At 68.6% G+C, this 14775-nt stretch carries 14 protein-coding genes; 11 read left to right on the forward strand and 3 right to left on the reverse strand.

Annotation, left to right across the window (positions count from 1 at the left end; genetic code table 11):
* The 9 genes from ACWGID_RS31430 (at position 1) to ACWGID_RS31470 (ending at position 8601) form a co-directional block, all read left to right on the forward strand.
* Entirely contained in the window at positions 1–891 is an 891-nt protein-coding gene (locus ACWGID_RS31430; protein ID WP_452202727.1) for a RecB family exonuclease, read from the forward strand.
* Between the two features lie 118 nt (positions 892–1009).
* A complete protein-coding gene (locus ACWGID_RS31435; protein ID WP_452202729.1) occupies positions 1010–1861 on the forward strand; it encodes a hypothetical protein in 852 nt (283 codons plus the stop codon).
* Positions 1862–2957: 1096 nt separating this feature from the next.
* Positions 2958–3146, forward strand: coding sequence for a hypothetical protein (locus ACWGID_RS31440; protein WP_452202731.1), 189 nt, complete (start codon positions 2958–2960; stop codon positions 3144–3146).
* 78 nt (positions 3147–3224) lie between these two features.
* Positions 3225–4064, forward strand: a complete 840-nt coding sequence (locus tag ACWGID_RS31445; RefSeq protein ID WP_452202733.1) for an alpha/beta fold hydrolase — start codon at positions 3225–3227, stop codon at positions 4062–4064.
* A gap of 226 nt (positions 4065–4290) precedes the next feature.
* A complete protein-coding gene (locus tag ACWGID_RS31450) occupies positions 4291–5088 on the forward strand; it encodes an ABC transporter permease (protein WP_452202734.1) in 798 nt (265 codons plus the stop codon).
* The gene (locus tag ACWGID_RS31455; protein ID WP_452202736.1) at positions 5081–5896 is read left to right on the forward strand and encodes an ABC transporter permease; all 816 of its coding nucleotides are present in this window, start codon (positions 5081–5083) and stop codon (positions 5894–5896) included. Before ACWGID_RS31450 ends, ACWGID_RS31455 begins: the two co-directional genes overlap by 8 nt.
* A 6-nt stretch (positions 5897–5902) precedes the next feature.
* A complete protein-coding gene (locus ACWGID_RS31460; RefSeq protein ID WP_452202738.1) occupies positions 5903–6856 on the forward strand; it encodes an ABC transporter ATP-binding protein in 954 nt (317 codons plus the stop codon).
* Between the two features lie 112 nt (positions 6857–6968).
* Positions 6969–7505 (forward strand): RNA polymerase sigma factor, encoded by a 537-nt coding sequence (locus tag ACWGID_RS31465; RefSeq protein WP_452202740.1) that lies wholly within the window; start codon positions 6969–6971, stop codon positions 7503–7505.
* A gap of 28 nt (positions 7506–7533) precedes the next feature.
* On the forward strand, positions 7534–8601 hold the full coding sequence (locus ACWGID_RS31470) for a hypothetical protein (protein WP_452202742.1): 1068 nt from the start codon (positions 7534–7536) through the stop codon (positions 8599–8601).
* 3 nt (positions 8602–8604) lie between these two features.
* On the opposite strand, the gene ACWGID_RS31475 is transcribed toward ACWGID_RS31470, so the two are convergent.
* A complete protein-coding gene (locus ACWGID_RS31475; RefSeq protein WP_452202744.1) occupies positions 8605–9480 on the reverse strand; it encodes an alpha/beta fold hydrolase in 876 nt (291 codons plus the stop codon).
* Between the two features lie 74 nt (positions 9481–9554).
* Between ACWGID_RS31475 and ACWGID_RS31480 the strand changes: the two genes are divergently transcribed.
* Complete coding sequence (locus ACWGID_RS31480; RefSeq protein WP_452202745.1) at positions 9555–10307, forward strand: ParA family protein; 753 nt, start codon at positions 9555–9557, stop codon at positions 10305–10307.
* 4 nt (positions 10308–10311) lie between these two features.
* Here ACWGID_RS31480 and ACWGID_RS31485 read toward each other — a convergent pair whose 3' ends face one another.
* Both ACWGID_RS31485 and ACWGID_RS31490 read right to left on the reverse strand, forming a co-directional pair.
* Complete coding sequence (locus ACWGID_RS31485; RefSeq protein ID WP_452202747.1) at positions 10312–11271, reverse strand: DUF4349 domain-containing protein; 960 nt, start codon at positions 11269–11271, stop codon at positions 10312–10314.
* 86 nt (positions 11272–11357) lie between these two features.
* Positions 11358–13757, reverse strand: coding sequence for a DEAD/DEAH box helicase (locus ACWGID_RS31490; RefSeq protein ID WP_452202749.1), 2400 nt, complete (start codon positions 13755–13757; stop codon positions 11358–11360).
* Between the two features lie 304 nt (positions 13758–14061).
* Between ACWGID_RS31490 and ACWGID_RS31495 the strand changes: the two genes are divergently transcribed.
* Complete coding sequence (locus ACWGID_RS31495) at positions 14062–14742, forward strand: ferritin-like fold-containing protein (RefSeq protein ID WP_452202751.1); 681 nt, start codon at positions 14062–14064, stop codon at positions 14740–14742.
* Positions 14743–14775 lie beyond the last annotated feature (33 nt).

Genomic DNA, 14775 nt, shown 5'->3' on the forward strand with positions numbered 1-14775 from the left:
ATGAGTGACATGCTTCCCGGAATGCCGACCCGGTTGTTCACCGCGACGCCGACGAAGTTGCTGACGTTCGCGGACTGCAAGCGCAAGTACCGCTACACCTATCTCGAGTCGCCGCGGCCGCCGAAGGGCCCGCCGTGGGCACACAACACGGTCGGCGCGATCGTGCACGAGGTGCTCGCCGACTTCTTCGGTCGCTGGCCCGCGTCCCGGCGTACCCCGGACGAGGTGGTCGCCAAGATGCGGTCGAGCTGGCGCAGCGAGGGGTTCCGCGACGAGCAGCAGTCGCTTGACTGGCGGGACCGGTCGACGGAAATGGTGCTCGGCTACCTCGGTGACTCCGATCCGTACTACGAGCCGCGTGGAGTGGAGCGCACGGTCGGGTTCACCACCGAGCGGGCGTCGCTGCGCGGGCGGATCGACCGGATCGACGAGCGGCCGGCCCGCGACGGCAGCGGCGGCACTGCGCTGGTGATCGTCGACTACAAGACCGGGCGGCGGCCGTTGACGTCGACGGATGCGAGGTCGTCGCTGGCGATGGCGCTGTACGTGCTCGGCGCGCGGCGGGTGCTGCACAAGCCGTGCACGCGGGTCGAGCTCCACCACCTCCCCACGAACACCGTCGCGGCCGCCGACCACGACGACGCGTCGCTCGCTCGGCACCAGAAGCGCGCCGAGTCGATGGCCGACGACGCCGCGGCCGCCGAGGCTCGCTGGGCGGAAGGCCTGACCCCGGCGGAGGCCGACGAGGCGTTCCCACCGGAGCCGTCGGCCCTCTGCGGCTGGTGCGACTTCGCCAAGATCTGCCCCCAGGGCCGCCGCGAGTCCCCGACCCGCGACCCCTGGGCCGGCCTCGACGAACCCGCCCAAGTCCCAACCGCCGACGTGAGCTGAGGCTTTGCGCAACGGGAGCGCGTGATCCGCGACGCGCGATACTCGCAGCAGTCTGCTCAGACTGGCCTACTCTGAGTTACTCAGGGTTCTTATCGGTCCTTGGCTGGGGGCGACGGGCATGGGCACATCGACGAAATGGCCGGGGCCATCGCGCGGGCCTTGGAGCAATGCATCGCGTCAGACGACGCAGACAGTCAAGAAGGTCATCGGGCAGGCGTCACCACCTGACGATGGGTCGTCAAGTGCCCCGTCAGGCCAAGCCGCAGCTGGGGCGGCCGGCAATGGCGTCGGCCCGGTCAACGGCCGGCTGGATGGCATCGCCTCCTCCGAGGTGCTATCGCCAGAACGCGCGGCCGAACTCGCGGAGCTGTATCGCTCTGCGCTGATACAGCAGCTTCGGACCGACCAGGACAGTTACGGGCTACGGCAGGCGGTGAATGCACATGCGACGAGATTCGTCGAGGTGCTTACCTCGCTTCGCGAGACGTCTTGGGGACAACATCCCGATCACCTTGACCTCGATCAGCCCAGCGGGCCAGATCGATTGCTGGAGTTGTTGACCGCGTCGATCTGTCTCGACGAGCCAGGGTATGTCAACGCGGCGATCCGGCCGGGCGTCGTCCTGACGATCAGCAAGCTGACGCATTCTCCTGCAAGTAGGCGACGTGCGCGATCCGGTCAGGCACTAATCGACGACGAGTTGTTGTGCTTCTTGTACCGCGAATTCTTCGCAGACGCGATTACCGAGTTTCTCACGAGCGTGATTGCCGCAAAGCTGAATGTTGCGGTTCCGCTTCTGCTCGTGATCGATCCGACCGGTCAGATCTCCCAGTATCTGGCGAGCAAGATCGTCGAGGCGATTCCGACGCCCTGCGAGGAAAAGAACGAAGGTGGTACCCACGATCCGCTGACCTCGATCGCGCAGGACATGGTGAGCGATACCTTCGATCGATGGTTGGAAGCGAGTTGAGGCTGCTATGACTTCCGTTCGGCGCTTCTGCTTCGTCGAGCAAGCGGCTCGATCTTCGGGGGCGAGGAACGGGCGTGGAGATTGGGAAGTCATCTCCGACTCGGATTACAAGGCGTCGTTAGAGCGGATCAAGGAGAATGCGGCGCTGGCGACAGCGACGCCGGTATGGGCTGAGGATGTACTGCGGGTCTTCAGGGCGGCGCATCTGGTCGATCGGCTAGTCCCTCGCATGAGCGTGGCAGACAGATGGTCTCGTCATCTCGAATTGAGGGTCCAGGTCTCGGACTCGGCGCGCTGGAGCGAGGCGTTGCCGGCCCTGGAGGCCGTGCTGTCCGCGCTCACGGGTGACAGCTGGCACTTGTCGACCGTTTCAGGCGCTGCTCCGATCGACGCTCAGCCTCGGCTGTTCGGCAGCTGGAAGGCGGACGGCGTTGCGTTGTTCTCGGGAGGCCTTGACTCGTCGGCGTACGCCGCCGCTCACCTTGCGCAATCTTCTGGGAACCTGCTGTTGGTCTCACATGGCCAGGCAAATGCGCACGTACCTCAAGAACGTCTTCTTGGGCATCTCCGGAAGCTTGCGGGAGCATCGGAAAGAATTTGTCGTAGACCGATGTCAAGCGAAGTTCGGACCAAAGGTGCGCGATTGGAAAGTAGTACTCGAAGTCGAGGATTGAGCTATATTGCGAGTGCGATCTTCGCGGCGGCAGCACACGGCGTTAGGCAGGTGGTTGTCCCAGAGAACGGGCAACTCGCGATCAATCCGCCCATCAGTCCAGCGCGTCGAGGCGCTTGCTCAACTCGGTCGGTCCACCCGAGAGTGCTATCACTTATTAACGACCTGATTGTTCTCATTGGTGGGAATGTTGCCTTGATGAATCCCTTCCAGGTGTACACGAAGGGTGAAGTCTGTCGTGCCGGATTGGAGGCAGGTCTGACTCCGGGCGCGCTTGCCGCCACCGTCAGTTGCGGGAGTCACACAGTTCAACGCGGATTCGGCAACTGTGGATACTGCTATCCGTGTCTCATCAGGCGCTCCGGCATGCAGGCTGCGCTGGGGGCCGACCCAACTCCTTATCGCAGTAGCTTGGCGGCCGTCATGAGCAAGCCGAGCAAGTCGCAGCATGTGCAAGATCTCCGGCTCTGGGTCGCGCGCAGATTCACAGTTCGGGACCTGCTGGCAGACCTTTCGCTGCCATCGACCGCCTCGGTAGCAGATGTTGTCGATGTTGTGTCGCGTGGCCAGGAGGAGATCCGGCAGATGCTGGACACGCAGCTTCCCCGCTGACCTGTCCGTGCCAGTGCCGTGTGCGTCCGGTGCCAGCGGGGCGGGGGAGTGTGAGGGTGAACGAAAGGGGTTCGCCTGATGGGTGCGAAGACTGTGAACAAGCTGGCGGTGCCGGGGGCGACGCTGCATTACGAGGTCGCCGGGTCCGGGCCGGTGCTGCTGCTGATCGCCGGTGGTGGGACCGACGCCGCGGTGTTCTCCGGGATCGTCGGGCAGCTCGCGGCCGAGTACACGGTGGTGACCTACGACCCGCGGGGCAACTCCCGCAGCCGGTACGACGGTGACGCGGCCGACGAGTGCGTCGAGCAGTCGGCCGCCGATGCGCTCGCGTTGATCGACGCGGTCGGCGGCGCGGAACCGGCGTACGTGTTCGGCACCAGTTCCGGCGCGATCACCGGCCTCGAGCTGATCACGCGGTACCCCGACCGGGTCCGGATGCTCGTCGCGCACGAGCCGCCGTGCACCGAGGTGCTGCCGGACGCTACCGACGCGCGGGCGTTCTTCGACGACGTGTACGCGACGTACCGCGACGACGGGCTGACCGCCGCCGACGTGGTGTTCATGATGGGCACCGGGATGGACGACGACGCGATGCCGCCGCTCGAGGACCTGCTGCCGGAGTACCGCGAGCTCGCCGAACGGATGCAGGCCAACGCGGCGAACTTCTACGAGCACAAACTGCTGCCCTTCACCCGCTACGTGCCGGACCTGGACGCTCTGCGGCGGGCGGCGGACCGGGTGGTGCCGGCGGCCGGCCTCGAGTCGTACCTGCATCTGCCGGGGCGCCCGATCGAGGTCGTCGCGGACCACCTCGGCTGGCCGGTGGTGATGTTCCCCGGCGGACACGGCGGATACTCCAGCCACCCGGCGGCGTTCGCGACCCATCTCGCGCACCTGCTCAAGACCGACACCCTGTAGACACCGGTCCGGGCGCGGTTCTGAGGGGTCCCGCGCCCGGATCGGTTATTCGTGTTGACGGTACGCCGAGCTCCGGCGTACCGTCCCTCTTCTGCCCTTGACAATCGGCGTGGTCCAACCACGCCTTCACAGTGGTGTCCGAACCCCCGGGTCCTGATGGAACCGGGGCAGTTCCGCGTGCCGCTGTGCCTCTCGGACACCACCAGGAGTGCGAGAGGAGGTAGTAGTGGGTGTCTACTGGGCGATCGCCGTCCGGTCCTTCCGGCGATTCTCGACGTACCGGATCGCCAGCGTGTCCGGCATCTTCACCAACACGATCTTCGGGTTCATCCTGTGCGGCGTCTATCTGACCCTATGGCGCGAACGCCCCGGGCTCGGCGGGTACGACGTTCCGGACGCGCTGACGTTCGTGTGGTTGCAGCAGGGTTTGCTGATGCCGGTCGGGATCTTCGGCGCGACCACCACGAACGAGCTGGGGGAGCGGGTCCGCAGCGGCGAGATCGCCGTCGACCTGTACCGGCCGACGCAGCTGTTGCTGTGGTGGATGTCCGTCGATCTCGGGCGGGCGATGTTCCAGCTGCTGGTCCGCGGCGGTGCCCCGTTGCTGGTCGGCGCGCTGGTGTTCGACCTGAAGTTTCCTTCGAGTGTGAGCCTGTGGCCGGTGATCGCGCTCGGGCTGGTGCTCGGGATCCTGGTCAGCTTCACGATCCGGTACCTGGTGGCGTTGTCCGGGTTCTGGATCACCGACTCGCGCGGGATGGAGCATCTCGCGCTGGTGCTGTCACTGTTCTTCGCCGGGACGATCCTGCCGCTGGTCGCTTTCCCCGGTTGGATCGGTACGTTCGCGCGCGGGACGCCGTGGGCCGCGACCATGCAGGTGCCGATCGACATCTGGCTCGGCCAGAACCCGGGTGGGACGGGCGCGGCGCTGATGTTCCAGGTGGGCTGGCTCCTGGTGCTGCTGCTGATCGGACAGTTCGCCACCACGCTGGCGACCCGGAAGGTGGTGATCCAAGGTGGTTGAGCGTGTCCTCCGGGCGCCCGCGCAGTACTGGATGCTGATCGTGTTGTGGATCCGGTCCGCACTGGCGTACCCGGCGTCGTTCGTGCTGATGCTGGTGAGCTCGATGCTGGTCACGGTGACGGACTTCATCGCGGTGCTGTTCATGTTCAGTCACATCAGGTCGTTCGGCGGGTTCACGCTGCCGGAGATGGCGTTGCTCTACGCAACGGCCTCGATGGCGCTCGGGGTAGCCGATCTGGTCACCGGGTCGATCGAGCGGGTCGGCGAACGGATCCGGACCGGCTCGTTCGACGCGTACCTGATCCGGCCGGTGCCCGCGTTCCTGCAGACCGCGGCGGACGGGTTCGCGCTGCGCCGGCTCGGCCGCCCGCTGCAGGCCGCGACCGTGCTGGTGCTCGCGCTGATCAACCTCGAGGTCGACTGGACAGTTGCCCGCGGCATCATGCTGGGCGTCTCACTGGTCGCCGGATCGGTGATCTTCGGCGCGCTGTTCGTGCTCGGCGGCGCGTTCCAGTTCGTCTCGGTCGACTCCGCCGAGCTGGCCAACTCGGTCACGTACGGCGGGCAGGCGCTGACGCAGTTCCCGCTGACGATCTTCGGCAAGGAGATCGTGCGGGCCGTGACGTTCGTCGTACCGCTTGCCTTCGTCAACTACTACCCGGTGCTGTTCGTCCTGGGGAAACCGGCCCCGCTCGGCCTGCCGTCCTGGTTCGGGCTGCTGTCGCCGCTGGTCGCCGTCGCGATGGTCGCCCTGGCGTCGCTCGCGTGGCGGGCCGGTCTTCGTCGCTATCGCAGTACAGGGAGCTGAGATTTCATGCCTGTTATCGAGTTGTCGGATGTGTCCCGCGCGTTCACGGTGACGTCGCGGAGCGGGTTACGCCGTACCCGGCGGGAGGTGCGCGCGGTCGACGGGCTGTCGTTCACCGTCGAGCCGGGGGAGGTGGTGGGCTACATCGGGCCGAACGGTGCCGGGAAGTCCACCACGATCAAGATGCTGACCGGCATCCTGGTTCCTTCGGGAGGAACGATCCGGGTGGCCGGCGTCGACCCGTCGCGGCACCGGTTGAAGCTGGCGAAACGGATCGGTGTCGTCTTCGGCCAACGCACCACCCTGTGGTGGGACCTGCCGTTGAAGGACTCGTTCGCCGTCCTGCAGAAGATGTACGACGTCCCGCTCGCCCGGCACCGGGAGAACCTGGCGACGTTCGTCGAACTCCTCGACCTCGGCGACCTGCTGGACGTTCCGGTCCGTCAGCTGTCCCTCGGGCAGCGGATGCGCGGCGACATCGCGGCCGCGTTGCTGCACGACCCGGAGATCGTCTACCTCGACGAGCCGACGATCGGGCTGGACGTGATCAGCAAGGCGCGGCTGCGCGAGTTCCTCGCCGAGGTCAACGCGGAACGCCGTACCACGGTCATCCTCACCACCCACGACCTGGACGACATCGAGGCGCTCTGCACGCGCGTGATGATCATCGACCACGGCCGCCAGATCTTCGACGGAACCCTGCCGCAGCTGAAGTCCAGCCAGTCCGCACCCCGCACCCTGATCGTCGACCTGGCGACGTCCCTCCCGCCGATCGAGATCCCCGGCACCACCGTCACCAAGGTCGACGGCCCCCGCCAGCACCTCACTTTCCCCGCTACCAGCAGCGCGGCCCCGTTGCTGGCCGAGATCGCCGCCAACTACCCCCTGATGGACGTCTCCATCGCCGAACCCACCATCGAATCGGTCATCACCCAGCTCTACACCCCCGCCACCACCTAGCCCGTCGACAACTGCGTTACGGAATAGGTGGGTGGGTGACCTTGGCGTGGGGCGGTCGTTGAAATCCGGGTAGGGACCCAACCGAACGGGGTGGATCGGGGGTAGAGAAGGTATGCCGACGATGACGGGTGAGCCGGTGGTGGAGGCGGTCGGACCTCCGCGGGACGGGCCCGGGTTCGTCGCCTGGGTGCGGCCACACCTGGCGGCGATGGCCCGGTTGGCGGGGCGGCTCGCGGTGGGTGCGGACCGCGACGACATCGTCCAGGAGGCGCTCGCGCGCGCCTGGGCCAAGCGATCGCAGTACGACGCCGAGCGCGGTACCCCCTCGGCCTGGCTGCTCGCGATCACCGCCGACCAGGCCCGCAAGGCGGTACGCCGGATGCGCCCGGGTGGACTGCACCTCGAACTGGCGGCCGACGAGTTCGACACCCAACCGGTCGCGCGCCCCGATCTCGACGCCCGGATGGATGTCGACCAGGCGATCCAGTCGCTCGCGGCCCGGCAGCGGCTCGCCGTGGACTGCTACTACTTCGCCGACCTGTCGATCGCCGAGACCGCGGCCGTCATGGGCTGCTCCGAAGGCACCGTCAAATCCACTCTCTCCGACGCCCGCGCCCGACTGCGCACGCTGCTGGAGGTCACCGAATGAGCCCGAACGGCGGGCCGGAGGACAGCGCATGAACCCGGTTGACGAAGTCGACGATCTGCTGACCCGCGCGGGTCATCGGTGGCGGGCCGACCAAGCGCCGCCGCCCGAGCCCGATCTCGAGTACATGCTGAGGGGTGGCCGCAAGCGCCGCCGGTGGGTGCCGGCGCTCGCCGCGGCCAGCGTGGCGGTGATCGCCGCCGGCGTGGTCGCGGTGCTGCCGGGACACGACACGACTCAGCCCGCGAGCAGCCGGGCCGCGGGTAGCACCGAAGGCTTCAGCGCGCAGAGCTCCTCGCGAGCGGTTGCTCAGAGCAACGACCAGCTCCTGGTGAAGCCGGGCGACACGGTGCAGGCGAGTGGTCTGGTGATCGCCGCGCCGGGGAAGGCGCCGGTCTACTGCTCGGCCGAGGGCGGTCCCGACATCGGCTATCAGCCGGGGAAGCAGCCGGCGCCGTCCTGCGCGCCGGAGTTCACCGTCACGCTGAAGGGCGTCGATCTCGACCGCCTGACCGAGCCGCGAACGACGGACGGCGTGCGCTCCGGCCGGGCCAAGCTCGTCGGGATCTGGGGCGACCGCTCGATCGACGTCCAGCAGCAGGCCGCGCCGACCACCCCCGCGGCGTGGACCTTCCCGCCGCTGCCGTGCGCGGCGCCGGCCGGCGGCTGGGTGTCGAAGCCCAGCAACGTCAGCTCGCCCGCGGTGACCGCGTTCCTGGCCGCGCACGCGGATCAGATCTTCGGGCCGGTCATCCACTACCCGAACGGTCACGCGCGCAACGCCCCGGTCGTTTCCATGGTCGGGGTCGCGCACGGCGATCTCACCGTGCTCCGCGCGGCCCTCGAGAAGGTGTACAGCGGGAACCTCTGCGTCGCGCCCGTCCTGCTGAGCCGCTCCGACAACGAGCGGATCGTCAACGCCGTGACCCCGCTGATGCAGGACAAGAACCTCGGCGTCCAGGGCGCCGCTGGTTCGGACCCGGACGGCGGTCGCGCGAAGGTCTCGATGATCGCCTACACGCAGCAGGTGAAGACGGCGCTGACCCCGATCGGGCTGGACACCCTGCAAGTGATGCCGGCCGTCACCCCAGCCAAGTAAGCCTCAGTTGGTCAGCAGGCTCGGGTAGTCGTGGAAGAAGTCGACGAGCATGCGAGCGGTCTTCGCGGGCTGGTCGATAGCAGGTGAGTGGCCGGCGTCCGGAATGACCTCGGCCTCCACACCGAGGCCGGAGGCCATCTTCTCCTGCACAGCGATCGGCCAGCCGTCGTCCGTCGCGCCGTGCAGTACCTGAGCGCGGACGCCGGTCTTGGCGAGCTGCTCGGTCTTGTCCTCGGCGTCGGTCAGCCGGCGAGTGATCTGGGCCAGGCTGGCCGGCACGTTGCTGGTGAAACGTTTGCGCAGAAAGGCGGCGATGTCGCTCGGCGGAGCGACGTACCCGGGGGCCTCGCTGTCGTGGCCGATTTTCATGTCGTACACCTGCTCGATCGGCAGGTTCTCCAGCCCGAACGCGAGCATCTGCAGGCCCTGCACCGTCGCCTCGTCGGTGAACGCGGCCGGGCCCGAGCAGAGCAGGCTGATCGTCGAGAACACCGACGGGTCGGTCAGCACCGCCTCCCGCGCGACCAGTCCGCCGAACGAGTGCCCGACCAGCTGGCTGTATCCGCCCAGCGCCTTGCTCATCGCCACCACGTCCGCACCGAGCTCAGCGAGCGAGTACGCCGATGTGTCGGCCGGACCCGCAGTCTCGTACTGGCCGCGCTGGTCGACCGCCACGGTCCGCCAGCCGTACCGGCACAGGTGGTCCACCAGCGGAGCGAAGTCCTCCTTGCTCCCCGTCCACCCCGGTACGAGCAGGACCGTGCCGAGCGGCGTACCGATGTCGGGTACGGCGGTCAGCGTGGCGAACGCGCCACGGTCGGTCTCGAGGATCTGGGGGTGCACCCCGTCGGGCAGCGTCAACGTACGCGGCGTACTCACAAGTAGAAAGGGTACCGGTCGCCGGGTGCCGCCGCCTCGGAGCAGCGATGTCCGAGGTGCGGCACAATGGCCGGGTGCCTCGCACTCTCGCCGTCGCCAATCAGAAGGGCGGCGTGGCCAAGACGACCACCGTCGCCACCCTCGGCGCAGCCCTGGTCGAGCTCGGCCAACGGGTGCTGCTGGTCGACCTGGATCCGCAGGCCTGTCTGACCTTCTCGGTCGGCATCGATCCCGAGGACCTGGACAAGTCCATCCATCAGGTGCTGCTCGGCGGCGTCCGCACGCGCGACGTCCTGATCGAGTTCGAGGACGCGCCCGATCTGCTGCCGTCGACGATCGCGCTCGCGACCGCCGAGGTACGGCTGGCCGCGGAGAGCAGTCCGGAGCAGGTACTCCGTAACGTGTTGCGCCCGCTGCGATCGTCGTACGACTGGATCATCGTGGACTGTCCGCCGACGCTCGGGCTGCTCACCGTCAACGGGTTGTCCGCGGCGTCCGACGTACTGATTCCCTTGCAGTGCGAGACGTTGGCACATCGTGGCGTAGGGCAACTACTCGACACGGTGTACGACGTCCAGCGGCTGGCCAACCCGGGTCTGCACGTGCTCGGCGTCCTCCCGACCCTGTACGACGGCCGCACCACGCATGCCCGGACCGTCCTGGAGACGATCGCGGACACGTACTCGCTGGACGTCCTGCAGCCGGCGATCCCGAAGTCGATCCGGTTCGCGGAGGCGCCGGCGATCGGCGAGACGATCCTGAGCACGGCGCCGGCCTCGCCCGGTGCGGAGGCTTACCGGGCGTTGGCCGGCGCGCTGCTCGACTGAGCCGCTACTGGTTGTTCGGAGCCTGCGGTGCGGCCTGGTTCGTCGGCCGCCGCAACCGATGCCGGAACCGCCACAGCGGTACGGCGATGATCGCGATCAGCACCAGGAACGGGAGCATCGCCCCGACCGCCGTCGCCAGCGCGGAGAAGGCAGCCGAGAACGCGTGCCAACCGCTCTTCAGACCGGCCAGGAAGCCCTTGTCCGGCACCTTGTCGGCCATCACCGGCTCGCTCTTCTCGGTCAGCGTCAGCGTGAGCGTGGCCAGATCGGTCTGCAGAGCCAGGTTCTTCTGCTTCGCCAGCAGGGCTTCCAGGTCGGACTCGCGACGGGTCAGCTCGCTCTCGACCGAGACGATCTCGCCGATCGTGTTCGCCTTCGCCATCAGGGCGCGCATCCGGTCCAGGCTGGCGCGCTGCGACTCGATCCGGCTCGCGACATCGACGACCTGCTCGGTGACGTCGGTCGACTCCTGGTGGATCTGCAGGCGTTTGCCCAGGTCGGAGAGCCGCTGGATCGCGGTCTCGAACGACTTGGTAGGGACCTTGAGGACGAGGTTCGCCCGGGTGACCTTGCCGTCCGGGTCGCTGCCGGTGTCCTCCGACGCCACCTGACCGTCCAGCGCGGCGATCGCCGTGACCGCCTTCTGCCGCATCCCGGACACGTCGTCGCCCTCGACCGTCAGCGAACCGGTCTTGATGATCGCGCGGGTAATCTCCGGGTCGTTCTGGCCACCGGCCGAGCCCGAGGCCTGGGGCTTGCCGGCCTGTGACTGCCCTGCCTCTGACTGCCCTGCTTTTGATTGCCCGGCTTGCGGCTGAGCTTTGCCGCTCGTCCCACCGGAGTCCTGCTTGGATGCCGGCGCGCTGTCGCTGGTCGCGCTCTCGTCGCCGCCGGCACCGCACCCGGCCAGCAACACGACCCCCACCGCAGCCAGCACGGCCGTCACGGCTCTGATCCGCCCCATCACCCAGCCCCTCTCTCGTGGTTACCGCCCTAGGACGGCCCACGCGGGGCTGGGTGTTGCAGCCTCAGATCACCATTGGGAAACGGTCACTCCGGCGCACTGAAGATCGGCGCCGCCGGCGCCTTCTTCGCGGTCTTCTTCGCCGCCGCCTTCTTCGCCGCCGCCTTCTTCGCCGCCGCCGCCTTCTTGGCCGGAGCAGCCTTCTTCGCCGCCCGCTTCACCGGCTTCTCAGCCGCCTCGCCGGCGTCGACCTCGGCCGCCGGGGCCTCAGCCGCCGCCGTCTTCCGGGCGCGAGTGCGCTTGACCGGCTTCTCAGCCGCCTCAGCCTCGGGTGCAGACTCGACCGTCGCAGCGGGCTCAGCCGTCGTACTCACCGCAGCCTTGCGCGTCCGGGCCCGCTTGACCGGCTTCCCCGCCGGCGCAACGTCCGCCTCGGCCATGGCTTCAGCCGTCGTCGCCTCAGCCGCCGTACTCGCCGCGGCCTTGCGGGTCCGCGTGCGCTTGGCCGGCTTCTCCGCCGCCTCAGCCTCAGGTGCAGACTCGACCGCCGCGGCAGGTTCAGCCGCCGCAGCCTTGCGCGTCCGGGCCCGCTTCACCGGCTTCTCCACCGGCGCCTCGACGCCCGCCTCGGCCACGGCATCGGCCGTAGCCGCCTCCGCGCCAGGCTCCGCCACGGTGCTCGCCGCAGCCTTACGCGTCCGGGTCCGCTTGACCGGCTTCTCCGCCGACTCGGCGACCTCAGCCTCGGGCGCAGACTCGACCGCAGCAGCAGATTCAGCCGTCGCGCTCTTACGCGTCCGCGTCCGCTTGGCAGGCTTCTCCGCCGGCGCCTCGACGCTCCCGCCCTCGACGCTGCCGGTCTCGAGGCTCCGGGCCTCGACGACCTCAGCCTCGGCGACCCCGGTCGGGGCAGCCGGGCTCGCGCCGGTCTCGGTCGCGACGGTGTCCGTCGTGGTCACCTGCGAGTTCGTGGACTTCCGGTTGCGGTTCCGCTTGCGCGGCTTCCGCGCCGGCGCCTCCCCAACGGCCGCCCCACCCGTGACGCCGCCGTCGGTGACGGCCGGTACCTCGGTCTTGGTGGTGACGTCGGCGAGCTCCTCGAGCGGCTGCCCGGCCCGGGTGCGCTTCCGCGTCCGGTTCCGCTTGCGCCCCGGCCGCTCGTTCTCACGCTCGGGCCGACCACCACGGTCGCCACGGTCGCCACGATCACCACGATCACCACGATCACCACGACCGCCGCGACCAGCACGACCACCGCGCTCGTCCCGCGCCTCGGTGACCTCCTGCGGCGCGCGCGCCGGACGGATCCGGCCCTTCGCGTCGGTCGGGATACCGAGGTCGTGGTACAGCTCCGGCGAGGTGGAGTAGATCTCCTGCGGCTCGTCGTACGGCAGGTCGAGCGCCTTGTTGATCACCTTCCACCGGGTCAGGTCCGGCCAGTCGACGAAGGTGACGGCGATGCCGCTGGCCCCCGCGCGCCCGGTCCGGCCGATCCGGTGGATGTAGGCCTTCTCGTCCTCGGGACAGGTGTTGTTGATGACGTGCGTGACGCCCTCGACGTCGATCCCGCGGGCAGCGACGTCGGTGCAGATCAGTACGTCGATCTTGTCGCCGCGGAACCGGGTCAGCGCCCGCTCCCGGGCCTGCTGGTTCAGGTCACCGTGGATCGCGGCGGCCTTGAACCCGCGGTCCTGCAGGTCGTCGGTCAGCCGGGACGCCTCGCGCTTGGTCCGGCAGAAGATCATCACCCGGCCGCGGTCGTCGGCCTGCAGGATCCTGGCCACCACCTCGGGCTTGTCCAGGTCGTGCGCGCGGTAGACGAACTGTGCCGTGGTCGGCACCATCTCGGTGTCCTCGTGCGACTCGGCCCGGATGTTCAGCGGGTGCCGCATGTGAGTGCGGGCCAGCCCGATCACGGCCGCCGGCATCGTTGCCGAGAACAACATCGTCTGGCGCAGCTCGGGCGTCTTGCGGAGGATCCGCTCGACGTCGGGCAGGAAGCCCAGGTCGAGCATCTCGTCGGCCTCGTCCAGGACCAGCACCTTGATGTGGCCGAGATCGAGTACGCCGCGGTTCGCCAGGTCCAGCAGGCGTCCCGGCGTACCGACGACGACGTCGACGCCGCTCTTCAGCGCGTCGAGTTGCGGCTCGTAGGCGACACCGCCGTAGATGGTCAGGACCCGCACGGTGCGCACCGTGGAGGCCGTCGTCAGGTCCTTGGCGACCTGGATGGTCAGCTCACGGGTCGGGGTGACGACCAGCGCCTGCGGCTTGCCGGGGGCGGCGAGTTCGTCGTAGTCGGGCTCACCGGGGGAGATGGTGCGCTGCAGCAACGGGATACCGAAGCCGAGCGTCTTGCCGGTACCGGTCCGGGCCTGGCCGATCAGGTCGGTGCCCATCAGGGCGACCGGAAGCGTCATCTCTTGGATCGGGAAGGGTTCGACGATACCGACGCGGTCGAGCGCGTCGCAGATCTCGGGGAGCACCCCGAGCTCTCGGAAGGTGGTCAGGCTGATCGCCTCTCACATGCTTGTACGGACAGATGCTCAGTGGCCGGGCGCCTGGGGTCTTGAGACCCCGATCGTGAGGCGCGGGGACACTGTGCAAGCACCTCGCACCAGCTTGCCCATCTGGGCGCGTCACCGGCGAATCGCCCACCAGTGTAACCGCAGCAGCTGTCAACGCCGCTTCGTGTGGTGTGCGCCACTCGCGGGACAGATGACGCGGAAGCGGAGAGGGACGAAGTGTGGCACGCCGCACGCGCGCTCGGGGGCAGATAGGGTGCCGGGCATGGAGCAGACGGCCTTTGATGATCCCGCCTACCGGGCCGCGGCGGTGGATCTGCTGGGTGTGCTCGCGTACGGCGAGCTGACCGCCTTCGAGCGGATGGCAGAAGACGCCAAACTGGCGCCGACGCTGGACGACAAGGCGGAGCTGGCGGCGCTCGCGACCACCGAGTTCGGGCACTTCCAGCGACTCCGGGACCGGCTCGTCCAGCTCGGCGTGGACCCGATGGAGGCCATGCGCCCGTTCGTCACGCCGCTGGACGCGTTCCACGACCACACCGCCCCGTCGGACTGGCTCGAGGGTCTGGTCAAGGCGTACGTCGGCGACGGGCTGGCCAACGACTTCTACCGGGAGATCGCCTCGTTCGTCGACGCGGAGACCCGGGCGCTCGTGCTCGAGGTGTTCGCGGACTCCGGTCAGGCCGAGTTCGTCGTCGACCGGGTCCGGGCCGCCATCGACGAGGACCCGAAACTCGGCGGCCGGCTCGCACTGTGGGGCCGCCGGCTGGTCGGCGAGGCCCTCAGCCAGGCGCAGCGGATCGCCGCCGACCGCGACTCGCTGACCGCACTCCTCGCCGGCAGCGTGGATCGGCCGGGCCTCGACCTGGCCGCGATCGGCCGGATGTTCACGCGCTTGACCGAGGCCCACACGGCCCGGATGACCGCCCTCGGCCTGCAGGCCTGAGAAAGCGCAACGGCCGCCTGCCCTGATGCGGGC

The sequence above is a fragment of the Kribbella sp. NPDC054772 genome (genome assembly GCF_053611945.1).